Source organism: Acidovorax soli (genome assembly GCF_014207955.1).
Classification (GTDB): Bacteria; Pseudomonadota; Gammaproteobacteria; order Burkholderiales; family Burkholderiaceae_C; genus Acidovorax; species Acidovorax soli_A.
In genome coordinates this window covers 362904-388449 of sequence record NZ_JACHLK010000004.1, presented here as the reverse complement: position 1 = coordinate 388449, position 25546 = coordinate 362904, and the positions used below count along the sequence as shown (strand labels likewise).

24 protein-coding genes are annotated in these 25546 nt (G+C 65.2%); 13 read left to right on the top strand and 11 right to left on the bottom strand.

From position 1 onward, the window contains the following. The first annotated feature begins 49 nt into the window (after nucleotides 1-49). On the top strand, nucleotides 50-928 hold the full coding sequence (locus HNP48_RS13450) for an alpha/beta fold hydrolase (protein WP_184857620.1): 879 nt from the start codon (nucleotides 50-52) through the stop codon (nucleotides 926-928). A 245-nt stretch (nucleotides 929-1173) separates the two neighbouring features. Next, nucleotides 1174-1806: a hypothetical protein gene (locus HNP48_RS13445; protein WP_184857618.1), complete on the top strand. Its 633-nt coding sequence runs from the start codon at nucleotides 1174-1176 to the stop codon at nucleotides 1804-1806. Between the two features lie 91 nt (nucleotides 1807-1897). On the opposite strand, the gene HNP48_RS13440 is transcribed toward HNP48_RS13445, so the two are convergent. Then, nucleotides 1898-3001, bottom strand: a complete 1104-nt coding sequence (locus HNP48_RS13440) for a hypothetical protein (protein WP_260420218.1) — start codon at nucleotides 2999-3001, stop codon at nucleotides 1898-1900. Between the two features lie 328 nt (nucleotides 3002-3329). Between HNP48_RS13440 and HNP48_RS13435 the strand changes: the two genes are divergently transcribed. Next, entirely contained in the window at nucleotides 3330-3602 is a 273-nt protein-coding gene (locus tag HNP48_RS13435) for a hypothetical protein (RefSeq protein ID WP_184857616.1), read from the top strand. Nucleotides 3603-3806: 204 nt separating this feature from the next. Further along, nucleotides 3807-4121, top strand: coding sequence for a hypothetical protein (locus tag HNP48_RS13430; RefSeq protein WP_184857614.1), 315 nt, complete (start codon nucleotides 3807-3809; stop codon nucleotides 4119-4121). Nucleotides 4122-4364: 243 nt separating this feature from the next. On the opposite strand, the gene HNP48_RS13425 is transcribed toward HNP48_RS13430, so the two are convergent. Next, nucleotides 4365-5195: a hypothetical protein gene (locus tag HNP48_RS13425; RefSeq protein WP_184857612.1), complete on the bottom strand. Its 831-nt coding sequence runs from the start codon at nucleotides 5193-5195 to the stop codon at nucleotides 4365-4367. A 280-nt stretch (nucleotides 5196-5475) separates the two neighbouring features. On the opposite strand from HNP48_RS13425, the gene HNP48_RS13420 reads away from it, so the two are divergent. From HNP48_RS13420 to HNP48_RS13405, 4 genes are all read left to right on the top strand, one after another. Next, nucleotides 5476-6402, top strand: coding sequence for a hypothetical protein (locus HNP48_RS13420; RefSeq protein ID WP_221480194.1), 927 nt, complete (start codon nucleotides 5476-5478; stop codon nucleotides 6400-6402). Between the two features lie 173 nt (nucleotides 6403-6575). Then, on the top strand, nucleotides 6576-7880 hold the full coding sequence (locus tag HNP48_RS13415) for an aminotransferase class V-fold PLP-dependent enzyme (RefSeq protein WP_184857608.1): 1305 nt from the start codon (nucleotides 6576-6578) through the stop codon (nucleotides 7878-7880). A 277-nt stretch (nucleotides 7881-8157) separates the two neighbouring features. Then, complete coding sequence (locus tag HNP48_RS13410; protein WP_184857606.1) at nucleotides 8158-8778, top strand: hypothetical protein; 621 nt, start codon at nucleotides 8158-8160, stop codon at nucleotides 8776-8778. A gap of 207 nt (nucleotides 8779-8985) precedes the next feature. Continuing rightward, nucleotides 8986-9435 carry a hypothetical protein gene (locus HNP48_RS13405; protein WP_184857604.1) on the top strand — a complete coding sequence of 150 codons (450 nt, stop codon included), beginning with the start codon at nucleotides 8986-8988 and terminating at the stop codon, nucleotides 9433-9435. 27 nt (nucleotides 9436-9462) lie between these two features. Here HNP48_RS13405 and HNP48_RS13400 read toward each other — a convergent pair whose 3' ends face one another. After that, nucleotides 9463-10284, bottom strand: a complete 822-nt coding sequence (locus tag HNP48_RS13400; protein WP_184857601.1) for a hypothetical protein — start codon at nucleotides 10282-10284, stop codon at nucleotides 9463-9465. A 156-nt stretch (nucleotides 10285-10440) separates the two neighbouring features. Next, entirely contained in the window at nucleotides 10441-11091 is a 651-nt protein-coding gene (locus HNP48_RS13395; RefSeq protein WP_184857599.1) for a hypothetical protein, read from the bottom strand. A 257-nt stretch (nucleotides 11092-11348) separates the two neighbouring features. Between HNP48_RS13395 and HNP48_RS13390 the strand changes: the two genes are divergently transcribed. Then, a complete protein-coding gene (locus HNP48_RS13390) occupies nucleotides 11349-11813 on the top strand; it encodes a hypothetical protein (RefSeq protein WP_184857597.1) in 465 nt (154 codons plus the stop codon). A 429-nt stretch (nucleotides 11814-12242) separates the two neighbouring features. Here the strand turns inward: HNP48_RS13390 and HNP48_RS13385 are convergent, their stop codons facing one another. Beyond that, nucleotides 12243-12806 carry a dihydrofolate reductase family protein gene (locus HNP48_RS13385; protein WP_184857595.1) on the bottom strand — a complete coding sequence of 188 codons (564 nt, stop codon included), beginning with the start codon at nucleotides 12804-12806 and terminating at the stop codon, nucleotides 12243-12245. A gap of 527 nt (nucleotides 12807-13333) precedes the next feature. After that, the gene (locus HNP48_RS13380; RefSeq protein ID WP_184857593.1) at nucleotides 13334-13768 is read right to left on the bottom strand and encodes a hypothetical protein; all 435 of its coding nucleotides are present in this window, start codon (nucleotides 13766-13768) and stop codon (nucleotides 13334-13336) included. A 300-nt stretch (nucleotides 13769-14068) separates the two neighbouring features. Here HNP48_RS13380 and HNP48_RS13375 point away from each other — a divergent pair, with 300 nt between their 5' ends. Next, complete coding sequence (locus tag HNP48_RS13375) at nucleotides 14069-14614, top strand: hypothetical protein (protein ID WP_184857591.1); 546 nt, start codon at nucleotides 14069-14071, stop codon at nucleotides 14612-14614. Nucleotides 14615-14647: 33 nt separating this feature from the next. Here HNP48_RS13375 and HNP48_RS13370 read toward each other — a convergent pair whose 3' ends face one another. Further along, entirely contained in the window at nucleotides 14648-15634 is a 987-nt protein-coding gene (locus tag HNP48_RS13370) for a LysR substrate-binding domain-containing protein (protein ID WP_184857884.1), read from the bottom strand. A 123-nt stretch (nucleotides 15635-15757) separates the two neighbouring features. Here HNP48_RS13370 and HNP48_RS13365 point away from each other — a divergent pair, with 123 nt between their 5' ends. Together HNP48_RS13365 and HNP48_RS13360 are read left to right on the top strand one after the other, a co-directional pair. Next, on the top strand, nucleotides 15758-16738 hold the full coding sequence (locus HNP48_RS13365; protein WP_184857589.1) for an amidohydrolase family protein: 981 nt from the start codon (nucleotides 15758-15760) through the stop codon (nucleotides 16736-16738). 48 nt (nucleotides 16739-16786) lie between these two features. Further along, a complete protein-coding gene (locus HNP48_RS13360; protein ID WP_311773824.1) occupies nucleotides 16787-17776 on the top strand; it encodes a Bug family tripartite tricarboxylate transporter substrate binding protein in 990 nt (329 codons plus the stop codon). Between the two features lie 25 nt (nucleotides 17777-17801). Here the strand turns inward: HNP48_RS13360 and HNP48_RS13355 are convergent, their stop codons facing one another. Together HNP48_RS13355 and HNP48_RS35190 are read right to left on the bottom strand one after the other, a co-directional pair. Then, nucleotides 17802-18788, bottom strand: a complete 987-nt coding sequence (locus HNP48_RS13355; protein WP_184857587.1) for a tripartite tricarboxylate transporter substrate binding protein — start codon at nucleotides 18786-18788, stop codon at nucleotides 17802-17804. 145 nt (nucleotides 18789-18933) lie between these two features. Continuing rightward, nucleotides 18934-19251, bottom strand: coding sequence for a hypothetical protein (locus HNP48_RS35190; protein WP_221480193.1), 318 nt, complete (start codon nucleotides 19249-19251; stop codon nucleotides 18934-18936). A gap of 154 nt (nucleotides 19252-19405) precedes the next feature. Between HNP48_RS35190 and HNP48_RS35185 the strand changes: the two genes are divergently transcribed. Next, nucleotides 19406-19567, top strand: a complete 162-nt coding sequence (locus tag HNP48_RS35185; RefSeq protein WP_221480192.1) for a hypothetical protein — start codon at nucleotides 19406-19408, stop codon at nucleotides 19565-19567. 23 nt (nucleotides 19568-19590) lie between these two features. On the opposite strand, the gene HNP48_RS13340 is transcribed toward HNP48_RS35185, so the two are convergent. Together HNP48_RS13340 and HNP48_RS13335 are read right to left on the bottom strand one after the other, a co-directional pair. Further along, nucleotides 19591-24216 carry a T6SS effector amidase Tae4 family protein gene (locus HNP48_RS13340; protein WP_184857581.1) on the bottom strand — a complete coding sequence of 1542 codons (4626 nt, stop codon included), beginning with the start codon at nucleotides 24214-24216 and terminating at the stop codon, nucleotides 19591-19593. Beyond that, the gene (locus HNP48_RS13335; protein WP_184857579.1) at nucleotides 24213-25523 is read right to left on the bottom strand and encodes a hypothetical protein; all 1311 of its coding nucleotides are present in this window, start codon (nucleotides 25521-25523) and stop codon (nucleotides 24213-24215) included. The genes HNP48_RS13340 and HNP48_RS13335 overlap by 4 nt, the downstream gene beginning before the upstream one ends. Nucleotides 25524-25546 lie beyond the last annotated feature (23 nt).

Below are 25546 nucleotides of genomic sequence, written 5' to 3'. Positions count from 1 at the left end.
CAAAACTCTTCTGGCGTCGTTGCAGCCCCCTGCGTGTCAGAATGAAAGCATGAGCACCACGTCCACCGCTTCCTTCCTCTCCAACGCAGACGGCACCCAGGTGGCTACCTACACCTGGGCCAAGGTTGCGGGCCAGCCGGCCGGGGTGGTGCAGATTGCCCACGGGCTGGCCGAGCATGGTGCGCGCTATGACCGCTTTGCCCAGCAGCTCAATGCGGCGGGGTTTGTGGTGCACGCGGTCGACCACCGGGGGCACGGGCGTACGGCAGCGGGGCGCCTGGGCGACTTCGGTGCCGCGGGTTTCGGCGGGCTGATTGCCGATGTGGCCCAGTATGGCTCGGCGCTGCGTGCGCAGCATGGCAGCCTGCCGGTGTTTCTGTTCGCGCATTCGATGGGTTCGTTTGCAGCGCAAGCCGCGCTTCTGGACCACGCATCGATATGGGCAGGGGCCATTCTCTCGGGCTCCACCGCGCTCGATGCGCTGGCCGCTGCCATGGCCAATGCACCGGCCGATGCGCCGTCGGGGCTGGCGGCTTTCAATGCAGGCTTTGCGCACCGCACGGGGTACGAATGGCTGTCGCGCGACGCCGCCGAGGTCGATGCCTATGTGGCCGACCCCTGGTGCGGGTGGGAGGTGCCGGGCGATGTGATCCCCTCGCTCTTCGCCCCCGCCGCCCGGCTGGCAGACCCGGCGTTGCTGGCCGGCATCCGCAGCGACCTGCCCCTCCTCATTGCCTCGGGCGACGCCGATCCGCTGGCCGGTGGCGGTGCGCTGATCGAGCTGCTGGGCCAGCGCTACCGCGATGCCGGCATTGCCGATGTGACGGTGAAGCTGTACCCGGCCGCCCGCCACGAAATCCTCAACGAGACGAACCGCGATGAGGTGACGGCCGACATCGTTGCCTGGCTGCGCGCCCACGCTGTATGACAAGGGCCCTGCGTGGCACAGGGCTGGTGACCTGCACCTGACCCATGCGACCCGTCTGAGGGAGCTACGCGGGTTCATCGGCTGTGGCAGCGGCGTGGACGCAATGCTGCGCGCGGGGCGCTTTCACAAGGTGCTGGTGCCGGACCTGGGGGTTGCCGTGGCCGGTTTATTGAAAGGCCCGGGTCAGGGCTTGGAGCACGAAAAGTGAGCGCGGGAGCACGCCAAGAGACATGCAAAACCTGGTTGTGAAAAGCACCAAAGGCCTGTTCAGCTGGGTGGTCTGGTTGCTGACCCCGTTGGTGGGCGGGCTCCAGTGCATTCCCTTCGTGCTGGTGATGCTGCTGGTCGTCTACGGGGTGCGTACCAGCCTGGTGGAGATCCCTCCCAAAAACCAGCTCACCCGCGTGGAAGGGCGGCTGCTGGCGCGTTACGACACGGCGCCGAACAAGCGTTCGCAGTATTCCACCCGGGTGCGCAGCGCGGACGGAACAGTTCACCAATGCAGCTGCGCACTGGGCACGTCGTCCACGTCCAACTGCCTGGACGAAAGTGACGTGCGCCTGAACGACCAATACGCCGAGCACCTTCGCACCCAGCAGGTGGCGCTGCTCATGGCGCCGGCCTCCATGGGCGGTGGCGACCTGTGCTACGAGCTGAGCAACGCGGAGAAGACCTGGTTTGGCTACGAAGAAAAGGCCCGCAAGTACACGGCCATCCAGAACGGCTGGGGCCCTGTCCTATCGTGGGTGCTGCTGGTGGTGCTGGGGGCCTTTCTCGCCATCCGCGCGGTGTTTTTCCGAAGGCCGGCGAAGGCGACGCTACCGCCTGCTGGCGACCCGCAGCAGGCCATGGCGCAGCCTGCAGACCCGAAGGCCTGAGGACGGCCGTGACGCACGCTGCGCTGCCCCCGTTGCGAACCCACCGCAGCGGCAGGGAGCAGCGTGCGCTTGCAGCACGCAGGCCGCAGGCTCAGCGCGGCGTGTAGCAGGTGCCTGCGGCAATGGCGGCCGTGACCGCGTTGGCCGTGCTGGCCGCGTTGGGGTAGGCCGAGGGGGTGGCCGTGTTGTCCAGCAGGCACAGGTGGTTGTCCTTGCGCACCAGCACCATGGGCTTGCTGGGGGGGCTCATGAGCTCGCCGGAGACCCAGGTGGCCGAGAGCTCGCTGTCCATATCCTGGTCCATCATGATGGTCGTGAAGCCACCAGGCAATGGCCCCGCCGCGACCGTGCCCACGCCGGTGCACTGCGCATTGCGGTAGCTGACCGAGCCTGCGTCGAAGGTCAGCAGGGCGGGCCTGCCGTGCGACAGGCGCCAGCCGTTCTTCAGCCCGGTGCCGCCTGCCCCGGGGAGGCACTGGTCCTGCTCCCAGAAGCCGGAGGCCAGGGATCCCAAGCTGGCGCAACTCACCGCGACCGGGTTCACCGCGGCGGCAGTGATCGTGCCCGCGCCATTGCGCACCACGCAGCCCAGGCCAACGGGCTTGGACTTGACCGTGACGGCATAGGCCGCGCCGGTGGCCAGCGGGGTGGGGAAAGTGAAGCCGCCGTCGGCGGTGAGGGCCAGGTCCTCACCCCCGGTGGTCAGCACCACCGTGCTGCCGTTGAACAGGCCGCTGATGCTGCCGCCCAGGGTGGTGCGGTCGCTTGGCAACGGCGCGCAGTCCACCAGCACCGCAGGGCTGTCCGCGGCCAGCGTGCCCGTGCCCCGCGCCACGGTGCAGCGCTGGCCCGTGGGCTGGGTCTTGACGGTGACGGCATAGCTGCTGCCCAGCGGCCAGCTGGCGGCGGTGCGCACGAGGCCATTGGCGGCCACGGCGAAATCGTCCGCCCCATTGTTCTGCACCACCACGCTCTGGCCCGCCGCCAGCCCGGTGACCGACAGGCCCAGCGTCTGGTGGGTCGCGCCGGGTGGGGGCGCCGTGTCGCCACCGCCCCCGCCGCCGCAGCCGCTCAGCAAGGCGGCGGCAGCAGCAGCAACCAGGCCCAGGGGCACGATGCGCCGCACAGCGCGTGCGGACCGAGGCCGGGACAGAGGCAGGGCGCGCGGCGCCAGCAGGGATGGAATGGACAACATGCAAAAGCTCCTCTCGATGGGGTGGAAGCTCGCGGTGCATGGCCCATGCGTGGCATGGCATGGCAGCCCTGGCTCCACCTGGTTGGTGTGGTGGGCCAGTGTGCTGGCGAGGGGGCTTTACCGCGCGTGACGCCGGTCACCAGCGCGGCCACAGCGCTGCGCCCTGCTGTGTGCAGTTGTAAGCACCGGCGCAGCAGCAGCAGCAGCAGCCGCGGGCTGGGCTGCGCCTGTGCGGCAAACTATGGCTTGCCAGCAAGCGCGGTCCGGGCCCGCCCACGGCAGGTCCCCATGGCGGGCAGCCATCACGACGACAAGGAGGGAAGAAGGTATGCGAGAGGCAAGGTGGCTGGCGTGGTTCTTCGCCGTTGTCGGCGGCGGCGTGTTCGTTTTCAGCGCCTGGGGCGCCCTCACCCTGGCCGCACCACCGCCCACCCCATCGCTGCTGCGGGGCGCCATGGCGCAGGCACTGCAGGCCGCACTGGGCACGCCCGCCGGCTGGGTCGTGTACCACCTGCTCTGGGCCACGCTGGGCGCTGGCGTGGCCTGGGTGGGGGTGCGGGTGCTCAGGCAGGAGCAGCAGCAGCGCCGCCGCGGCCGCTGAACCCCACCAATCAAGCCATCGGGCATGCGGCCCGGCCTGAGGGCACAGCACACTGGGGCCACCGCTGCGGGGCAGGCATGGACAGGCCCCCCCGGGGCCTGGCCAGGTTTATCTTGCGTGTTGAACGGTTCAGGTAGCCAATGCGGGGGGCATGGTACGTATCCAAGGCCCAAGGGCCGATGAATCGTTTGATGGGAGTGCTCGATGGACGCTTTTGCTCGCGCAGAGAGATGGCAGGCCGCCGCTACCGCCTTTGTGGCCTTGCTTGCCATCGTGCCGGCGGCAAGCACCACGGGCAGCATTTTCATTGCGCTGCTGGGCGCGGTGGGGGTGGGCTGCCTGGCCGGTGGCGGGGTGATGGTGTGGTGGCAGCTGACCCCTGAAGGACAGGCCTGGCTGCTGGCCGAGTCCCGCTACATGAGCCGCTCGACCTCGCGGGCTTCCGTCTGGGTGGGTAATCTATCGCCAGGCTTGTTGATGCTTGGCGCTGCCATTTTTCTGCACGTCCGGGCCACTTGAACCTGGCAGGCAACTTCATCGGCAAGGCCTGCTGGCAAGCGCCGGATCTGCGTGCCTTTGGCCCACTGCCATGCGATGCGCCATGCCACGCCATGGCCTGCCGTGGCATGTGTTGTCCCATTCATAGCCGATGGATGGCCTTGTCTTGCCGGCTGGGCGCAGGCCAGCAGCGCCCGCAGGGGCCGGGTGGCGCGTTGCTGCAGGCGCGACGAGCGCTGCGCGGCGGCAGCGGCAGCGGCGGCGTCACATCTTCTCGCAGACCTCGTTGTAGAGAATGTCCCCGGCGCCCCTCAATGTCAGGAGCAAGCCGCCCCGGGAGTCGGGCGCGTCGGGGCGGGCAGGCGCCGTGAATTGCGCGGTCACACCCCAGGGCGGCGACATTCCATTGGCATATTCGAAGTACCAGAACAAGGTGGGGTTGGTGGCGGCATTGACCGCGGAAAGCGTGGCGATGGGCGAATGGCGAACCCCGAACCAACGGGATCCCCTGGGGCCCAGCACGACGGTGGCTTCGGCCGCGGTGACGGTGGCCTTGATGCTCATGTCCTTGGGTCCCGTGGCCTGCTTGCCACAGGCGTAGATGCCGCTGTACACGCGCGACAGCGGGTCTGACGAAGGCGGCTCCACCGTGTGCACTTCCAGCATCTGCGTGTTGTCCACCATCTCGCCGAACGAGCGGCCCCAGCCCACGTAGAGCTTGGCGCCGAGCGCACCGCTCGCGTCCCAACCGTTGACGACGATGGTCTCGTGCCCCGACGCCGCCGTCTTGTAGGCCGGTGCATTGCACGCGCCCGGGCACTGAAAGGCCGCGAAGCCCGCAGCCCCGCCATGGAAGTACAGCTGCCCCTTGTGCAGCACGGCAAACCACAGTTGCGTGGGCTGTTCTGCCGGCGAAGCGGCCGGGCCCGGGGTGGGCAAGTCGCGCACATCCACCACCAGGCGGCTGGCCTGCAGCTCGCCCTCCATGGCGGCCAGGGCCTTGACCTGGGCCGTGGCGGCCGATGCGCCCAGCAGCGCCAGCGCGGCAGCCAGGGCGATGCGGGAGGGGCGAAGGATGGTCGTCGTCATCGTCATGCAGGCTCCTTGAAAGATGAACCGGGCCGTGGCCGGACAGGTAGTGAAGGCAGTGCAGTGCAGGCAGGCAGGGCCGACGCGGTGGCCGGCCTGCGATGGGAATCGATTGTGCCGAGGGCTGCGCCGCGGGCTTGTGATGGTCATCACCTTGCACGGGCGGTGCGGGGCGCCCTGCTGTGTGCAGTTGTAAGCACCGGCGCCGCCGCGGCCGCGGCTGAATCGGGCATGGTGCGCAGACCCGGTGGCATGATCGGATGGAGGATGCACACGCAGGAGCCCCATGGTGGAAGAAAAAGAAAAAGAAAAAGAGAAGAAAGAAAAATCAACGCGGCCAGCCCCCATCACACCGCTGCAGTGGACGGTCCCCGTGTTGCTGATCGCCCTCACCGTGGCGCTGCTCGGCGTGCTGTGGACCTGGGCCACACAGCCACGTCCGCAGGGCTTTGCCGATGGGTTCCAGCCGCCCCAGATGGCGGCGGCCCAGTTTGCGACCAAGACCGTGCGCGGCGACCTGGGCGGGATGCTGGTGGCCATACCCGCGCACTTTGCCAACTATGTGCAGTACGAGGGCGACCCGGGATTGGGCGATGCCCCCAAAGGCCCCCGGCCCGTGATAACGCCCAAGTCGAAGCTGGGCAGCTTTGGCTTCCACGTGCGCTACCCCGAGATGGTCGGCAGAGACAGCCTGGCCCACTGGCAGGACTACCGGGACCGGAAAATCGCAACGACCCATTGGATATCGGTCGGGATCAACGCTGCCGACATGTACTCGGGCGCCGGAGCCGTCATCCGCCTCAGGGACAACTCGCTGCGCAGCATGCTCGATCCCGCATCGAAGCCCCCCTACCTGTACGAGAAGCTGGCCGACCGGGAATTCGACCTGGAGGTGTATGCCCCCAAGGGCATCGACCCCGCCAATGGCAAGCCCTACCGCGAGCACACGCATGCGGACGATGTCTTCATCGGAAAGTTGGCGGGCGGGGCGGGTGGTGACGGCGCAGGCGAAGACGAAAGCCGCATTGCGGTCATCAAGTGCAGCAACCGGCCCCTAGCCTCCGCCCCGTGCCGCCACGATTTCAGCCTGGAGCCGGTGATGCACGCGGAAGCCAGGGTCATATATCGCCGTGGCCTGCTGCCAGAGTGGCAGAGCATCCAGAAGCGTGTGACCGAAACAATCTACGGCTTCTCGGTCGCCGAGAAAAAATAGGGGGAGAAACAAGCGCTGCTGCAATTGACGGCAGCGACCATCTGCGCACGCTTCGTGGATCGGTGGTGCTAGAACGTGTTTACGTTCTTAGCCACTCTGATGGGCAAAAACTTCTGTCATGCCAGCCTGCTACAACCGCAGGCACACCCCATTTTGACGAAGGAAAAAAACCCATGATCACGTCCTCCGAACGCCGTGGCTTCATGCTGGGTCTGGCGGCCACCGCCACCACCGTGGCCTCGGTGGGCCGCGCCGTTGCACAAACGGCCGGTTCGTTGGTGACCCTGCCCGCCGCGCCGGGCCAGGCCCTGGCGACTGACGCCAACTATTGGGCGGCAGTGCGCTCCCTCTACGCGGTCACGCCGGACATCGTCAATCTGGAAAACGGCTACTGGGGCGTCATGGCCGAGCCGGTGCGCCGCGAGTACCTTGCCAAAACCGACATGGTGAACCGCGACAACTCGTTCTATGCGCGCAACGCCTACGGCCGCGAGATCGAGCCGATCCGCGCCGCACTGGCCGCCGCCGTGGGCTGCTCCGTGGAAGAAATCGCCTTCACGCGGGGCGCCACCGAAGCGTTGCAGCTGTTGATCGCCGGCTACAACAAGCTCAAGGCCGGCGACACCGTGCTGTACGCCGACCTGGACTACGACTCCATGCAGTACGCGATGAACTGGCTGAAGGATCGCCGCGGTGTCGACGTGGTGCGCTTTGCCATCCCCGAGCCCGCAACGCGCGAAGCCGTACTGCAGACCTATCAAAAGCAGCTCGAAAGCCACCCCAAGGCGCGCCTGTTGCTGCTCACGCATCTGAGCCACCGCACCGGCCTGGTGATTCCGGTGGCGGAAATCGCAGCCATGGCCCGCGCGCGCGGCGTGGACGTGGTGGTGGATGCGGCCCACTCCTGGGGCCAGATCGACTTCAATGTGCGCGACCTCCAATCCGATTTCGTGGGCTTCAACCTGCACAAGTGGATCGGCGCTCCGCTGGGCGCGGGTTTCATGTATATCAAGAAGGACCGTTTGCCCGACATCGACCGCGCCTTGGGCGACGAAGACTTTCCGCCCACCGACATCCGCTCGCGCGTGCACACCGGCACCGCCAACTTTGCGACCTTTCTCACGCTGCCCACCGCGCTCAAGCTGCACCAGGACATCGGTGCCCGCGCCAAGCAGGCGCGGCTGCGCCATCTGCGCGACCATTGGGTCAGCCGCGCGCGTGGTTTCAAGGGCCTGGAAATCCTCACGCCCGACGAGCCGGGCATGGCCGCGGGCATCACCTCGTTCCGCCTCGCAGGCAAGACCAGCGCGGCGGACAACAACGCCATCGTCGCCGAGCTGCGCGACAAGCACGGCATCTTCTCGGTGCGCCGTGCCGGCGTGGCCAAGGGCCAGTGCATCCGGATTTCACCGGCGCTCTATACGACCGAGGGCGATATGGACAAGCTGGTGGCGGCGCTGAAGGCGATGACCGGCTAACACCAGCGATGCACGAAGCGCGCGCAGAGAATCGCTGGTCATCGCCACGGGCCACGGCGGGCCACAGCGAGCCAGCAGCCCTCCCCCATCATTTCGCAGATGGCGCGGCCCCACAGCATGGCGCCGTGCGCGCCCGTGAGGTGGGTGAAGAAGGCGTGTGTCTCGTCGTCGGGGGAGGCGTGTTGTTGAAGGCGTCCTTGATGTAGGCTAGCGCCATGCGCGCCCGAGCGCCAGGGAGAGTTTCGTGTTTGGAATCCTGAGAAAAAGGCGGCCAGCTGTGCAGCCCGACTCCACGATCACCTTGGATCAAAGCCCCTCCAATCTGGATGTATGGCAACGTCTCAGCACCGGCACGCCAGGCCTGGACGACGCGCATCTGCGCGCGCGGTTGGCCGAGACCGTCGCCTGGTGCGATGCGCTCACCACACTGGCCGACCTCAGGTCCGAGGCGCTCAGGCCCAGCCTGTTCCACGATGGCCCGAACGAGCTTGTCTGCAATCTCGGCCAAAGTCGGCAGCAGCAGCTGCGCTACAGAAAACTGCCGGTCCAGCACGGATCACCCGTCATCGCGACCGGAAGGTTCATGCTGTTCTTTCCGGAAGAGAGCCTTTCGGACGGCTACGCAGCATCCGTCTCGGGCGGGCTCTTCGATGTGGACAACCTGCCGGCCTGTGACACCTGGGTGTCGTTCTTTGTCGAGAACAGCCATCCCCGGTTTTCCGCACGCCGTTACCTGCTTTGCTACGTCCCCGCGCCCTTGGTGGATGCGGCCAACGCAGGCATCGAGGGAAATCCCGAGTCGTGCATCGTCTGGCTGGAGCAGTCCGATGCCTCGATACGTCGCCGCGTGGAGGCGCTGACGGGCCTCATGCCACGCCGTGCGAACAACACTCCATGACACCCTGCCTTTTGACTGTGCTGCATGCGAGAAGCTGCTGGGCTGCCTGCAGCGCGCCACGCGCAAGTTGCGCCCCGCAGACTCGATAGAAAGCACCTGATGGACTCCTTGAATGCCGCCAGAATCCTCCCCGGGCTGCCCGGCGTGGGCAGCCTCCCACGCCAGTTCAGCGCCACCGGGTAAGGCACGCACCGCGAGGGCCTGGTCGTGGAGTTTGGCGTAGATGAAGATAGCGCGCGCTGGGTCGGCAACTTCCAGCCCGGGGGCACGCGGTTCTCGGCTGTGTTCACCGATGCGGGAGGGCGGGAAGCCACCGTGCTCGCCGGCGGCCAAGGCTACAGGGTGAACGTGGTGACCGGGGCGCTGCTGGGCGAGTTCGGGGGCGATATCGAATCGGCCATCGACGTGCCTGGCATGGGCTGTGTGGTGTTTCTTAGCCCCACGGACGTTGAACTCCATCGGACGGGCGGCCGTGCCGTATGGCGCTCACGCCGCATCTCCTGGGACGGCTTTCGCAACCTGTCGCTGCAGGGCGACGAGCTGAAGGGCGAGGCATGGATGTTCGATGGCACCTGGCACCCCTTCACCGTTGCGCTGGCAACGGGTGCGGTGGAAGGTGGGTCGTACTACGAAGCGCAGCAGGTGCAAGGTCCGTGACGGCCTGCGTGGCCTTGCGGTTGACCGTCAAGCAAGCTCTCGAAGGGCCTGCTCAGCAACCTGCTCCAGGGAACGCTGGATTGCCGAATGCTCGCCATGCAGCTGGTACATGCGCTTGAGCTCAGCCGCAGCAAAAAGCAGAGAGAGCGCGCCGGAATACCCGACCAGCAAGGGTTCCAATGCTTCGTAGATCGCACGCGATGCGTGGCGGTTTGCAAGGCTGTTGCAGTACAACCAGGCCGCATCGAATCCTTGGGGAACGGTTCCCCACGACTCCCAATCCAGGATGCATGCCGTTCGGGCGGAAATATTCGCAAAATGAAGGTCGTTGTGCCCCGCGACCCAGCTCTCCACTTTGGAAGGCACCTGGGCCCCAAACGTCTCGGCAATCCGCCGCGTGACAAGATCCTGTCTCACACCCACCCGCTCTGTGGTGTGTGTGGCAATCTGTTGCATTGCCGAAAACACGCGCCCTGCCCACCCCTCAGGCAACACCGACCACGGCGGCAAATTCGGCGTTTCCGAGAGCATGGGCTCCTGAATCAATTCCATCACAAGGCATCGCCAGGTCCACCCGCTGTCGCACCAATCTACGTGGCTGAGAACCTTTGGTTTGTGCACCTGTCGGAACACCTCGCTTGCAAGGATTTCGCCATCCCAGAGCTTGGACTCGGTCGAGTCGGAACATTTGCCAAACACCTTGACCCAGACCCACTGCCCGCTGGAGTCCGTCGCTGCACAGCCAACGGATTTCCTGTTCCAGCCGTATTTGCGCGCACCCTTGCCAAGCTGGAGAGCCAACCGGGCAGCGCCAACCTCCAACAAGTGGTCGATATTGGTGTCCCTCATGCGGGTGCCGCGCAAAGACTGCGCAAGGTGGAGGTGTCAACAGGGCCTTGCTGGTGAAGCTGGAACAGCTGTTCCAGGTGTAGAACCTGGCTTGTACCGGCGAGTGTCCAGTCACGCTCGGGAACCGACCTCGAGGCCAGGGAGCGGCGATCCCTGTCAACGCTCATTCAGCCGAACGCCCTGGATCAAGGCGCTGGCTTCGTCGCGCAGCGACTTGCGGATCGAATCAGCGCCCGTCGCCGAAATCACGACGGTCGCGTTGCGCATGTACACGTGGTACTTGACGCCAGTTCTTTTGACCCCGTCGGCCGTGGTGAACGTGTTCGAGTACCCGATCGCGAGCTTGTCGCCAACGCGCTGGAGCACCGGTGGCGTGAACGCGACATTGGTGACGCCGGCGGACGCGGCCATGCTGCGAAACTGTTGTGCGAAGGCGTCGCCGATCCGCGCAATCCGTTGCTCGGACAGCTGGGCGACTTCTGCTTGGGACGCCTCTCCGGGCATGACCGTCACGCCAATCATGATCGAATCTGCTCCCTCCGATTTTTCCGCCTGAAAGGTCACCGTATCGCCGGGGTTGACCTTGGGCTCCAGCCCGGCCCGGGAGTAGATGTCTTTTCGTTCTCTCTCGAAGTTGACGACTTGCTTTGGGGTGGCAACCCGCCAGCCGCTCGGAAGCGCGAGCTCGACGGCGTCGGTGATCTGGTTGCGCGACACCTGGGCCTGCTGCGCATTGCCCGCACCAGCGAAGCATGCCACCAACAGCAGAAAACCGGCCACCGCCAAAGTGCGAGCAATCAAATTCATGGCCTCATTCATCCCGGCTGCCGTACCCGTTGTTGCCGTACCGGGCGCTGCTGCGCCTGGCCCGGTGGCAGAAGTCTAGCGGGTTGTGCCCGTGCCCTCTGTCCCCCAAACAGGCGACCCCGCGCTGCGCGGATGAAGCCCTTCAGCTCGCCATTCGGGTGAAACACACCTGGCAGCGGGCCAGCGATATCGCCAACCCGTGGGCGACATGCATTGCAAGGCAGAATGCCCCACACCGTGCATTGAAGGAGAAGTAGGTGGATTCATTCGGGGTGACTTTCTGCACTGTCGATGGAGAGCTGGTGGGCCGCTGGGACATGCAGGCATCCAGGCTCTCGGCCAAATGGCTCGCGTACTGCGAAGAAATCTTGGCGGCAGGGCCCATCGTTGCCATGAACCTGCACGGACCGTTGGCCGCATGGCGTGTCGAGTGCGTTCCTGGCCGCTGCCATTTCAGCATCAATGGGCAGCAGCTGTTCAGCTGCGTTGTCTTGCCGGACGGTGCCCAGGCGCAAAACGCACAGGTGCTCGCGGGGTCGAACTCGCCGGAGTGGAAGGCGGTGCTAGGGCACCTGAGCGCCGACCGTCCCCACCTGCTGGCCGTTTCGCTCCTGTCCAATGGCGTGTCTCAGGAGAACCAGGAAGCCATGCTGGAGTTCGTCCACCACTTTGCTGCAGCGTATTTTCAGTGGTTCAGATCGGGGGGTTTGCCTCCACCATGACAAGCTTGGCTGAACTCGTGCAACAGTATCCCGCCATGTGGGTCGGGGAACCGAAGGATCAAGCCGGCGTCTTGCGCAGGTTCGACCACACCACCCAGCAGGTGACTGCAGCCCACACCAGCCCCGCAGCCGCCACGACGATCCATGCACCCCACGCCGCCGCACCGATCGCAAGCCAGATGGACAGCCCACGGGTTCACGCGGCGATGGCCACCTTGCGGTAGCACCAGTCACACCAGGACAGCGTGGCGGGCATGGCGCCTGGCCCGTGCCGCAAGTGCTCTGGCGCGCCACAGTCCACGCACATGCCGCAGTAGCCCGCTGGCACGCCCGCATCTTCAAGAACCGATGGCGCGGTATCCCAAAGATGGCAGTAGCAGTTTCTCGCCCGCGCACGATCCGTGGCTTCGGACATGAACCCTCGCCCCATCACCCCGCACGCCGGTAGTGCATGGCCACCGCGCCGCAGCGCAGCGGCGTGGTCGAGATCAAATCGAGCCGCCGCGTGGCGGGCAGCCCACCGGCGTACAGCGTCGGGCCGTGGCCGGCGATGCGGGGGTGCACGAGCAGTTGGTACTCGTCGATCAAATCCAGCCGGTCCAGCGCGGTGGCCAGCAGGCCGCTGCCCAGCAGCACGCCGGCGGGCGTCGCGTCCTTGAGCGCCTGGATGCCCGCGCGCAGGCCGTCACCGCCGGCGATCAGGTGGCTGTGGGCCCACGGGAAGTGCGTGCGCGTAGAAGACACCACGTACTTGGGCTTGGCCTGCAGCTGGGTCGCCCATGCGCGCACCGCGGGCGTTGCCTGCACCTCGCCGCGGGCCACGGCGGGCCAGTAGCCCTCCATCATCTCGTAGGTGGTGCGGCCCCACAGCATGGCGCCGTGTGCGTCCATGAGGCGGGTGAAGAAGGCATGGGTTTCCTCGTCGGCAATGCCCTCCTGGTGGTCGATGCAGCCATCGAGGGTGAGGTTGATGCTGAAGGTGAGAAGTCCCATGGTGTCTCTTCCTGTCAAGGTGCGTGGCGAGCGGCGCGCCGGTGGCGCCAGGGGCGGCGCCTCCCCATCGCGGGGTTCCCGACGCCCTGCGCGTAATGTACGGCGCAGGGGCTGCAGGGCAGCTCATCCGCTGCACATCACCCGATGGTGCGCCACGCGGTCCTGCGCAACGCCAAGCGCGCACACGCATCCCCCGCCAAGCGTGATGGCCAGTTCTGCGCAAGCCATCGATAGCGGCATGCTCCTCGCCTTCGCCAGTGCACTCACGCCCGCGATGGAACCTGCAGCGGCCAACTCCGTGCATGCCGCCCGCTTTTCCTCGTTCGGCCCATTCCGCAAGGACGGGACAAAGCCCTCTGCGATGGCATAGGCTGCGCCCGCCACGCCGAGGGCCAGAGCCATTCTCACGGGCCAGGAGAGCTGCTTCAGGAGGCAGCCATCGAATCGATCGATCTGGATGCAGCGAAGCTGCTCGGGACAGCCTTTGTCAGTGCGGCGTTCTGTGCCATCACGTTGGGCCCTTCCGATCAGTTTCCGTGACTGGCTTCATGGTGGCTATCCACCGCCAGAATCCACCCGCTCAATCCATAGGAGCTGGACAGCTCGATGCACCGGACCTGCTTGGCCGTCAGCGCCCGAAACGCCTCTTCTTTTTCGACCTCGACGGGGCGATGCGGGTGGCGCACCGGGCGCCAGAATGGGGGCCAGCCCCATTGGCACTCCGCTTCGAAGCGATCGGTCCACTCCGTCAAAAACTCCTGCAGGGGTCTCTCTGCGAACGAGTACACGATGTTGCTGCCCAGGTCGTGCTCCAGGTAGTAGCACTCGACCCCCGAAAACCCCAGCTTCGCTCGCTGCGGATCGGCGCCTGTGCCATGGGGCCACTCCAGCTCAAAGACCATTTCGCGGCGCTTGCCGTTGACCGCATAGCCGGTGATATGGAAATCGTGCCAAGGTTGCATGTTGTTGTTTGTCGCCTGACGTCCTGTGGAGAGGGGGCAATGCGGGCCGGCTGGAGCGCCTTGCCAGGCCTTGGGGCTGGGCCGGTGGCCGGCATCGTAGCAGTGGCCGGAGCGGGCTCGGGGCGGATGTGAGGATCGCTGAATCGCGAACCCGGCCTGCCTGCGCGCAAACCTGCGCCCCACAAGGCATCCCCTCCGACACGCGGCCCCGATTTCATCGTGACAATGGCCTCTGTGTGCCAGGCCCCTGGCGCACCCGCACCTCTCGCGCCTCTTCAACGAACAAACCATTGACCGCCCATGGACAGCAGCACCGCAGGGATGATGCTCACCGACGCCCTCGCCCACCCCCTGGCCTGGGCCAGCGCGCGCGCCCAGGCGCTGGGTGCGCGGGACTGGCTGGTGCTGGGCGGCATCCTGCTTTTTCAGCGCCTGTGCGTGCACATCGGCATGTGGGCCTACTGCCTGGCGGTGCTGCCGGGCACGGCGCTGCACGAGGCCATGCACTGGGTGGTGGCTGCGCTGCTGGGTGCCAAGCCCACCATGCCCAACCTGGTGCCGCAGCGCACGGCCCTGGGCTGGCGCCTGGGGTCGGTGCGCTTTCAGGCGGGGTATCTGCGCTCGCTGCCGATTGCGCTGGCCCCGGTGGCGCTGGCGCCGCTGGCCTTCTGGTGGGCCACCACCTTTCTGCCGGGGGCCGGATCGGGCGCGGTGTACTGGCTGCATGCCTGGCTGGCGGCCTCGGCGTTTGGGGCGAGTGTGCCGTCCACGCAGGACTGGTCGGTGGCGGCGCCCGCGCTGCTGGCGGCCGCGGTGATGGGGGTGGTGCTGTGGGTGGTGCTGTGAGCGGGTCTGGGGGTCACTCGCCACGCCCGCCCCTCACCCCGCCTCGAAGCGCTCCCGGCACAGCCCCTTGAGCGTGCGCACAAAGGCTTCCATGGTGGGCGAGTCGGGCACGCCCTGGCGGCGGTACAGGGCCACGGGGGGCAGGGGCCAGTCGAGGTTGCAGGCGACGCTGGCGACCTGGGCGCGGGCCGACAGGTCTTGCGCCACGTCGGCGGGCACCAGGGCGACCATGCTCGGGTTGCGCTCGATCATGCGGCCCACGACCTTGAGCGAGTGGGTCTCGATGGCGGGCACGGGCGGCATTTCGTCGGCGCGCAGGAACATGTCGAGCACCGACACCCCCAGCGAGGTGCCAGCCGGCGGCAGCAGCCAGTCCATGCCGGCCAGTTCGTGCCAGTCGAGCGGGCGCTTGCCCAGTTGGCGCGCGGTCTTGGGGTGGCAGACCCGTGCGGGGCGCTGGTGGAACAGGATCTCGCAGTGCAGGTCGCGCACCTGCTCGGCGCCCCAGGCGCGGGTGACCACGGCCTCCAGCCGGTGCTCGCGCAGCCCCTGCAGCAGGCGGGCGCTGGTGTCTTCTTCCACCGAGAAGACGAAGGCCCCGATCTGCTCGCGCGTGCGCGTGAGCGTGTCGCACAGCAGCTGGCCCGAGAGGTAGTGGATGACGCCGATGTTCAGCCGCTTGCTGTAGCCCAGCTGGGTGGCGGCCATGTCGTTGGCCCAGTCCTCCAGGTCGGCCAGCAGGCGCGCCGCGCGCGACACGGCAATGGCCCCCAGCGGCGTGGGCGTGACGCCGCCGCGTGCCCGCGTGAAGAGCTGGGCCCCCACCATGGACTCGACCTCGCCCAGCGCCTGCGTGAGGTAGGGCTGGGTCACGCCCCACTCCTTGGCCACGCGCGACAGGGACCCGTACTGGTCGAGCGCCACCAGCAGGTTGAGGTGGCGCGCCTTGAGGCGCGAGCGCAGGCGGTCCAGCGTGTCGAGGGCGGTGTGGGTGAGGCGGTCGGTGGTGCGTTCTTGCATAAGCATTCGATTATGCAAACATAAAGAATTAGATCAATTCGCCTATGCCATCTGGCTACAGTGGACTGCAGCAATCCACCTACCTACCCACCCATCAAGCCCCCACCCGGAGACAAGACCCCCATGCCCGTCATCGACGTCCACACCCACATCTTCACCCACCCCTGGCTCGACCTGCTGCAGCGCCGCGGCGGCAGCTACAACATCCAGGTGCGGCCCGATGGCCAGCGCGAGATCTTTCGCGGCAACACGCCGGTGGTGATTCCGCAGAAGGGGCATTTCGACTACGACCTGCGCATAGCGCACATGGACCAGGCCGGTATCGACATCTCGGTGATGTCGCTGACCTGCCCCAACGTGTTCTGGGGCGATGAGGAAACCAGCTGCGAGGCCGCGCGCGAATCCAACGACTCGCTGGCCCAGGCCCGCCGCACCTACCCGGACCGGCTGCGCTGGTTCGCCTCGCTGCCCTGGGAGTACCCCGAGCGCGCGCTCGATGAACTGAAACGCGCGTGCGACAACGGCGCCAGTGGCGTGATGGTGCTGGCCAACATTGCCGGCCGCAGCCTGACCGAAGCGGCCTTCGCGCCGATCTGGGCCGAGATCGACCGCCGCGCGCTGCCGGTGCTGGTGCACCCCACCGACCCACCCGGCGTGGACCTGATGGACATGACGCAGTTCGACCTGAGCTGGTCGGTGGGCTTCATGTTCGACACCACGCTGGCGATCACGCGCATGATCTTCGATGGCTTCTTCGACCGCTTCCCCCACCTCAAGATCATCGCCTCGCACGCGGGCGGCACCCTGCCCTACCTGGCGGGCCGCTTCACCAAGGGCGACGAGGTGGAGCTGGCGCAGCGCCGCAAGATGCAGCGCAAGCCCATCGACTACCTGCGCCACATCTACTACGACTGCATTTCGTACAACCCTGCGTCGCTGGAGTTTTTGATCTCGGTGGTGGGGGCCGAGCAGGTGATGTTCGGCACCGACTGGCCGCACTGGGTGCACGACACCAGCGGCGCCTTTGCCAACACCGAGCGGCTGCCCGCCGCGCAGCGCGACGCGGTGCGCTCGGGCAATGCGCAGCGGGTGTTCGGCTTCTGAGCCCCGCGCGGCCCCTCGCCCCCTGCACTTGTGGAAAGGAGCATTCCCATGATGATGAAGAAGATGAACCGTCGCCTGGCTGGCAGCATGATGGCCGCCGCAGCCGCCCTGGCCTGCGCGCTCACCCCGCTGGGTGCCCTGGCACAGGACAAGCCCACCCTGCGGCTGCTGGTGGGCTTTGCGCCCGGCGGCTCGGTGGATGTGGTGGCCCGCCTGCTGGCCGAGCGCCTGCGCCCGCTGCTGGACCAGCCCGTGATCGTGGAGAACAAGCCCGGCGCCGGCGGGCGCCTGGTGCTCGGTGAGGTCAAGCGCGCGCCGGCCGATGGCAACACCCTGGTGCTGTCGCCCAGCGGCGCGCTGGTGATCTCGCCCTGGATCTACAAGAACCTGGGCTACGAGCCCACGCAGGATTTCGCGCCCATCGCGCGCGTGGCCACCTTCGACTTTGCGGTGACGGCGGGCTCGGCCATCCCGGCGGGCGACATCCGCGCGGTGATGGCCTGGCTCAAGGCCCACCCCGACCGTGCCAACTACGGCACCTCGGGCCCGGGCACGGTGCCCCACTTTGCGAGCGTGCTGCTGTCGCAGGCCTCGGGCGTGCCGCTGATGCATGTGCCCTACAAGGGCGGCGCGCCGGCCGTGCAAGACCTGCTGGGCGGGCAGATCCCCATCATGGTGGACACCGCTTCGAAGACCATCGAGCACCACCGCGCAGGGCGGCTGCGCATCGTGGCGGTGACCGGGCCCGCGCGCTCGGCCGCGCTGCCCGATGTGCCCACGCTCAAGGAGTCGGGCATCGACGCCACGGCCGAGGCCTTCTTCGGCCTGTACGGCCCGGCCAACGTGCCGGCCGACAAGGCCAAGCGCCTGTCCGACGCGGTGAACGAGGCGCTGAAGTCGCCCGACTTGCAGGCCCGCATCCGCAACCTGGGCCTTGTGCCCCACTACGCCAGCGGCCCGCAGCTGGCCGAGATCCAGGCCGGCGACCTCAAGCGCTGGGAGCGGCCGATCAAGGCATCGGGCTATACCCCCGACTAGGCAGACGCCGGGGACTGCATTCGCATTACTTGTTGATAAGGCCCAGGGAATTCAGGACGGGCGTCCACACCTCGAAGTCCTTGGCCATCACCTTGGCAAAGTCCTCACTGCCCTTGTAGTCCACGGCCAGCAGCTTGGCGATCTTGTCTTTGGTGGCGGGGTTGTCCAGGGTCTTCTTCAGCGCGTCCTGAAAACTCTGGCTCCACGCGGCGGGCAGCTTGCTGCTGCCGATGAAGCCCAGCCACACCTCGGCGTCGAGGCCCGGGTAGCCCTGCTCGGCCAGCGTGGGCACATCGGGCAGCAGCGGGAAGCGCTTGGCGCCGAAGACGCCCAGCACCTTGAGCTTTTTGCCCTTGTGCCGCTCGACGAAGTCGCCCGCGGTGTCGATGCCGGCATCGAGCTGGCTGCCCATGAGGTCGTTGGCCATGGGCGCTCCGCCCTGGTAACCCACGGGGTTGGCGTTCATCTTGGCGGCCGTGGCAAAGCGCAGCCCGGTGAGGTGCGACACCGAGCCCGAGCCCTGCATGCCGTAGGTGAAGTCGCCCTCCTTGCGGCGCAGCTGCACGAACTCTTCGATGCTGTTGGCCTTGTGGCTGGCGGGCACGGCCAGGGCCGCGGGCATGGCGCCCACCTGGGCGATGGGGGCGAAGTCGGTGCGGAAGTTGAACTCCTTGGAGTTCTGGAAAATGATGGAGTTGACCAGCACGCCGCTGAAGGCCAGCACCACGGTGGAGCCATCGGCCGGCGCGGCCTTGAGCGCCATGAGCGCGATGCGCCCGTTGGCGCCGGGCCGGTTGTCCACCAGCACGGTGCGCCCGCCCAGGTGCTCGCGCAGGCCATCGGTGAGCATGCGTGCCACCGCGTCGCCACTGCCCCCTGCCGGGTAGGGCACGACGATCTTGAGCGGGGTGTCGTTGTGTGCGGCGCTGGCGGCGCCCGAGATGCCGAGTGCCACCGCGGCGGGCACGATGGCGGCCAGCCGCACGATCCACTGCTGAACGAGTCGCGCCATGGGAGAGATTGCTTTTTGCATGGATGGAGGGAAAGGAGGGGTGATTGAACGTTGTCGATGGACGCCCTGATCTTTGGCGACAAGGCCCGCCACCACAAGTTGGAAGATTGGAAGGGCCTGTTTGCGCCAGACAAACGTGCCTTAGTCAGTCGGCCCTGGCGCCCTGCTGCCCCAGGCCCACAGCGCCCCCAATCAGCAGCACCAGCGCAGCACCCACCAGCGTGAAGGCCAGGTCACCCAGCTCCACGGCAGGCACGAGCGCCTTGGCGATGTTGTAGAGCGCCACCCCGAACGAGGTGGCCACCACCAGCACGCCCAGCACGCGGCGCACCCTGCGTGCCGCTGCCGGCCCGTTCTCCGCGCGCTGGCCGATGCGGCAGACGATGCAGGCATGGATTGACGACCTCGCAGTATGGCCCTGCAAAAAGGTGGTGGAATGGCAGATTTCGACCAGCCCGACCATTCAGGACAAAGCAGCGGCGCGACGCTGGGGCGTGGCCCAGACCGGCGAAGGGCCGTTGCGGTCATATGCTGGTGCAGGCGCGGGCCTGGGTGCACCGAAGTGGCGCGGGTGCCAAGCATGGCACGGTGGGGCGGAACAAAGGCCGCAATTCTCGATGGCCCAAGTCCTTTGCGACGAGGACGCGGCGCAGGGGGCTCAATTCGACATCCAAGGCATCAACACCGCCAACGCGGAGCAGCGGATCACGGCGCCGAACCAGGCGGCCAGCGTGGAGATACGGTGGCGGCAGATCGAGGAGGCGGAACAGGGGGCGTAGCCCACCGCTCAGCAGCGGAGGGTTCAACGCGTGCGAGCCTTCTTCCTCAGCGCCGACGCGGTCCAGAGCAAGATCGCATCGCACTTTGGATAGGCTTCCTGCTGCTCGGGGTGCCAGTATTCTTTTGGCAAATGGTCCATGTTCCACAGCTCAATATGATCGCCGTCCTTTTCCCGTATGGCCGGATAGTAGTTCTGCAGCAACACGATGCCCTGTTTGCCATCCAGCAAGCGCCGATAGTTGGCCCGATCAGCTTTCGTTAGCAGTTTGAGGGGAGGCCCCACCTTTTGGGTCAGTCGGGCGGCCAAATCTTCTGCGCCCGCGATGTAGGGGCGCAGCGTCTTGTCGGTGGGAGAGGTCTTTCCGTTGAATGAATAGGGGCGCACAAAAAGGTGGCCCAGCCCGACCTCGTGCAGCACGATGGAAATTCGCGTCGCACACATGTTGAGATATCTGGTGCCATCCTCATGCCGATCCGTTGCATGCTTTTGAATGATGTTCGATGCGTAGATTTCGTGGCTTTTCAGATAGACCATCTCGATGTCGGTACGTTTCTTCCACATCGCCGCAAAGAACTGCGCGTCCCGCTGCGCGTCGCTCACGCTGGCCTCCGCCTCCGAAGGACGAAGGAGCGACCAAGGCCAGCGCGATCGCGCAGTTCGGACCGGAGTGATCTGTTCTTCGGGCGCCGATCTCGATTCACCGACCTCCACAGACGTATTGCCGCGCCGCAACGAAAGAGCCGACCCGCGCTCGACGCCGGTCGCGATGGCCGCGGCCACATCAGGGTAGTTCAACACGTCGCTATTGCGTTGCGCAGCAAGGTTCTCCGCCATTGAGTCGTTGACCTTGGCGATCGCGTTCTGCGCCTGTTCCTTGGTGATGCGGCCAGCCTTCGCATCCCGTCCAATCGACTCTTTTACCTTTGCGGGATCCGAACTGACCGGCACGCCCCCCAATGCCGTGGCGATCAGCTCCATGGCCTTCATCTGCAGTTGCGCGGCAAGCGATCCAAACGCCTGCGTCGTCGCGAATGAGTCGGCCAACGCCTCGCGCGCATTCTGCTGCGTTCCCGCCAGTCCCGTCGCATCGCGGAATGCTGCGCCGTTCGACACCGCGCCAATGGCATTCGCAAGGCCACCTGGATCGGGTGCTGCGGGAAGTTGGGAGACGGCCTGCTGAACCATCGGTGCCGGGACGTTTGGTACGACGGGCGTCGTTGGGCGATCCCTTGTACCCAGCGACAGGGCATCGATTGGGGTTGGCTCGTCAGGCAGAGGATGCTCCCAATAGCGCCAGTTGCGCGAGTCGTCAATCTTTTCGCAGGCGTTGCAGCCGCCCATGACGGACTCAGCGAATACGCCCTTGGTGGGGATGGCGATCTCGAGCGACGGATTCGGGACAAGCGGCTGGTACAGGGAAAGCAGGTCTCCTTCGGCGGCCTCGGTGTCTTCCCGGATGTCGGTGAAGTAGTCGAGTCGCAATCCAGGTGCGACCGGCATGACCAGACAGTTTCCGACGATGCCGACGACCCGGTTCTCCACGACCGAGGCCACACTGCGCCCGCCGGCGTTGGGCGCGATGAATCCGTCGAGCAGGGTAAAACGACGGTCTGGATCCATCGTCGCCCAGATCACCTTGTGGTAGCGCTCCACGAACTCATCGAGATGGGCTTTCAGGCGAGCGGCTGCGAGCACATCTTCTTCCTTCGGATTGCGTAGTTCGTCGACGGTGCAGGGGGTACTGATCGTTGCATCGTCCCCGAAGTTCTGTGCGGTGCTGCTCCAGCGAATCGAGTTGTTTTCGTTGGTTCGGTCGAAAAGCGATCCCTCGTAGTGTGCGGTCCGATAACGCATGGACGCCGACTTCACGATCAACAAAGACTGCACCGGGACCTGCTCGGTGCTTCGGATATGGACCGCGCCGATATCGGAGCGCTTGAGGCCGGAGGGCTTGCCGGTCCACCGCAGCGAGATCGCATGCAGCCCTCCCCGTTGATAGTTGCTGGTCAACGTCGCTTCGACAGGCAACTCGGTGGGCCCCACAAAGAACTTGAGGCCGGCGACCAAACGGCGTGCTATCACCGGGGCGATGTTCTGTGTGAAGAATGCGTCGCGTCGCGAGATCGGTGTGCTGAACAGGACGGGCAGGATGCCCAGGGCGGCCTGGAGGATCTTGTAGTCCTCCGGTAACTTGTACTCATTCATGCCTTGCGCCAACAGAGCACTGGGCAACGGCAGGTCGATCAACATCTGCATCTCGCCTTCGAGATGCGTCACCGGTTCATCCGCATACCGCGCCCCCGGATAGTTGAATGCGTTCTTGATCCGCAGCATCGCATCCATTCCCTCCACTTGAGCAGGTGGCAGGAACGGGCGCAAGGATCCTTCCCAGCGCAAGATCTTGGCCTCGTTGAACGGCTCGATCGGCAACGGGATGTACAGGCATTCACGTACCGATGCAAGTTCGAAATCGATCCGCAGGTGGCGCAGGACCTCAAAGTACTGGATGGTCACAGCGTGGCATGCATTGCGGTTGGCGACGGTCTCGCTGAACGCCGTCGACCGTTCCGATTGCGACGCCTGCTGCACAGATGTCGTCCGCAGAGATCGGTAGGCGCTGGCAGCCTGCATGGTGTTGTCGCGCAGTCGATTGACCATCGATGCGGCAAGTGCCCTCGTCGATTCCTGCGAAGAGGTCGACCAAGCACTCGACGAGCCGGAAGATCCTCCGCCAAAGAGTGAGCCAAAGAATCCTCCCACCCCACCCGACGAGGCAGAACCACTGGATTCGGAGCGTCCGCGAACTGACTCGCTAAGCGACGAGTTCACGATTTCAGTGATGTCGCGCTCTCGCCCCACGAAGTTGTTGAGATCTTGGGCGTCGGTCTGGCGGACGTCCAGACGATTGAGGTCGACACGGTTCCAGTCGACGATGGCGATGTTCTTTTTTTGCAGGGGTGCCAAAGGTAGCGAATAGAGCAGGTCGCCGAGAGAGTAGCCGTCCGACCGCCATTTCTGCTTGATCGTCAGGATACGCCCGTGCGAAATCGTGACTGCCTGTGTGATCACCGGCTCTTCATCCCACTGGATCTGATGCCCTCGGTCCATTGGATGGCGGAACAGAGATGCAATCGCCGGAACCGGCGTATCCTTGCCGAAGAGTGCCCCACGCCGAATCAGTGGGTCCGTGGTTCGGACCACCAGCGGAAAATCGAACTCGTCGAGTACCCGGTTCGCCTCGGTGAAGTTTCGGCCGCTGCAACTGTCCTCTTTTACCTGCTCGCCATCGACCCAGGTGATAGCGTCGCGGTCAGTCTCCGGTTCAAACAGGTCCGCGTCGATCGGAAGCAGGATCCTTACAGGGAACGGGTGATCCCCTGGTAAAAGTTTGATCGCGATGCTTGTGCGCACGCCGGAGATGTGCAGCAGGACATGGCGAAATTTTCGCTTGTCAAAGAGATTCTTTTCGTATGAAAAAGTGAAGTAACCAGCTTCGTCCGTGGTGGCGAAGGCAATGGCTAGCGGCGCTTCGACGATCGGGCCGATCAGCGAGTCGTTTGTCGAGGAACAGCAATCGTCGTTGTCCTCGTCAGGCTGTGGGGTCTCCGCACCACTGTTTGGCGTCTGGATCGTCTTGATCAAGCATTCAGGATCGACTGGTCGAGCAAACGCGGGCGGTGCGAATATCGCGAGAGAACGTTGACCGATAGGGATGCCATCGCTGCGCCAGATCCGCCCGTTCGCCTCCTTCTTGTAGTGGGCCAGCCGCTGGGCCTCGGTCTGGACTTCTGCGACCCGCGACAATGCCCGCCGGAGGTCTGACGAACCATCGACCGGTATCGGATCGGGAAGCGGGTCCTCAACCAACGCCTTTACCGTCTTGCCATCGAGCCACGCCGTGGCAAGTTGGCTTCCGTCGGGACCGAGAATGTCGAAACGGGCGTTGTCACGGATTTCGGCACTTTCGAATTGCAACTCTCCTTGCAGCGTAAACCCATACTGCTTGAAGCCCGAATTCGCCACACTAACCTGGCCCTCAGGATCGAGCCAGCCAGTGACCTGAGTCAATGAGAACGGCGTCTTGTCCTGAGAAATCTCGTTGTCATCGATTTCGCCCGCCTGGGTCTCAAGATCCTTCCAAAATTGCTCCCAATCTGCCTGCTTGATCTGCGACGGGTCGATGGTGACTCCATCCTTCTTCCAGGCTTCCAACTGCTTCTTGACATCCTCGAAGCTCGGCGCATTTTCGCGGGAGGTCCTGAAGACCTGGAGAAGCTCTTTCAGCGAGAGCTTGTCATCCGCATCGGTCACCTTCTGCAGCAGCACGGCGAGAGTCGCACCGGTTGCGCCGACAACGCCACCAAGTCCGCTCGCGATTTTTGCCAACGACTCCAGCAACGGCCTGAGTTTTGCGTACAGACGCTTGGCGAACGGGGCCTGGTATCGCTCTTCGTACGTCAGGATGACGATGAAGGGAATCATCGGCGCAGACGCAATCGCCGGAGCTATCCCGCTTGCAGGCTGTGTTGCATGTGAACTCTGAGTCGGTTTCCTGGGGGTATAACGCTCCTTCAGCGCTATGACCACGCAGGCGAATTCCTCACTCTGGGTGATCACCTCTCCCCGGACGGTCTTGAGAACGCTCATGGCTTGCTCCCCTGATTGAAGGCGGGCGCAGTAGCTGCGGTGGATGGAACGGTTCTAGGCGTGCCCTCGATTTCGAGGATGACGCGGCGCATGGGCGCAAGGCAACTGATGAGGTAGCGCTCGTTTTGCATTAGCTCAACGACATTCCGCGTCGACCATCCTGCCGACTGAGCGACAACTCTGTAGGACGCGAGCATGTGCTCGCCATAGTTCCAGGAAGCGGCCGGCGGTACCGTGGACTCGCAGTCCTTACATGGCACCAATGGCCGCAGCCAGGCTTCTTGCAGTTCGTCGTTGTAGCGCCGCTTGCACTGCGACCAGATGTCATGCTGGAACTGCTCGATCGCTGCCGTCGAATCATTCGTGGCGCCTTCGACAACAAACGAATCAGGCCCTGACGACCCGGGGACTTCCGTCCTGATCTCGTTGAGCATCGCAAGGACGTCGGCCTGACGCTCCTTCGCCAGTCTGGAGTTATAGCTGCTGCCTCCGATCGGGTCGGTCTTGGCCACGATACGCTGGACCTTGATCATCTCGTAGCGACTGAAGACGCGCTTCCAATCACTCTTGACCTTGCTGCGATGCGCTTCAGGCTGGATTATTCCGAGGCTGTAGTCGAACAATTGCTCCGCTGGTAGTTCGATCACGAACCGCTCTTTCGTTGGCGGCTGCACAACAACCGGGCACGTAGCCGGTGCGCACCATTGATTGTTCGAAGCGAGAAGGAGGGTGATCAGAGTTGCCACGGCCAGAATGGTCAGAAGCGTGAGGCTTAACCAGTCCGCGTTCGTCTCGATCGCAGTGTCCGACGCTGTCGAAGAGGGCCCGGCCTGGGGTAGCGACGAGCCGGCCTCGGTCTTCTTGCGCTCCCGCTCCTGCTCGCGCAGTGAATCTTGGTATTCGTGAAGCGCACCAAACTCGCAATCAAAGATCAACTGAGCCTGCTTGGGCCACGTTGCATACTGCCACGGTAGCGGGTAGGCCTCTTGGGCGGGGAAGGCTCTCTTAAAAAGGCGGCGCGCAATTCCTGCGGCGTCCATCCGCCGGAGATTCTGGAGTTTCGCGCATTCGCCAAGAGCCTCTTTGCATGCGAGCGTCAGCCAAAGGATCTGCGGAGACATGGCCTCCCCGGATGGCTGCACGGGAAGGGGAGCGATGGGGCGCCGTCGGTTCAGCCACCACAGCAGCAGGCCTCCAAGAAAGGCACCCAGCAGAAAAAAGAAAATCCAGCAAACTCCACTCATGTGTTGTCCCCTTGATCGAGTTGCAACCAGCTCGATTGCGCGCAGTTTGGCGAGGCTGAGCAAGCTTCTTCTATCGCATGAGATAG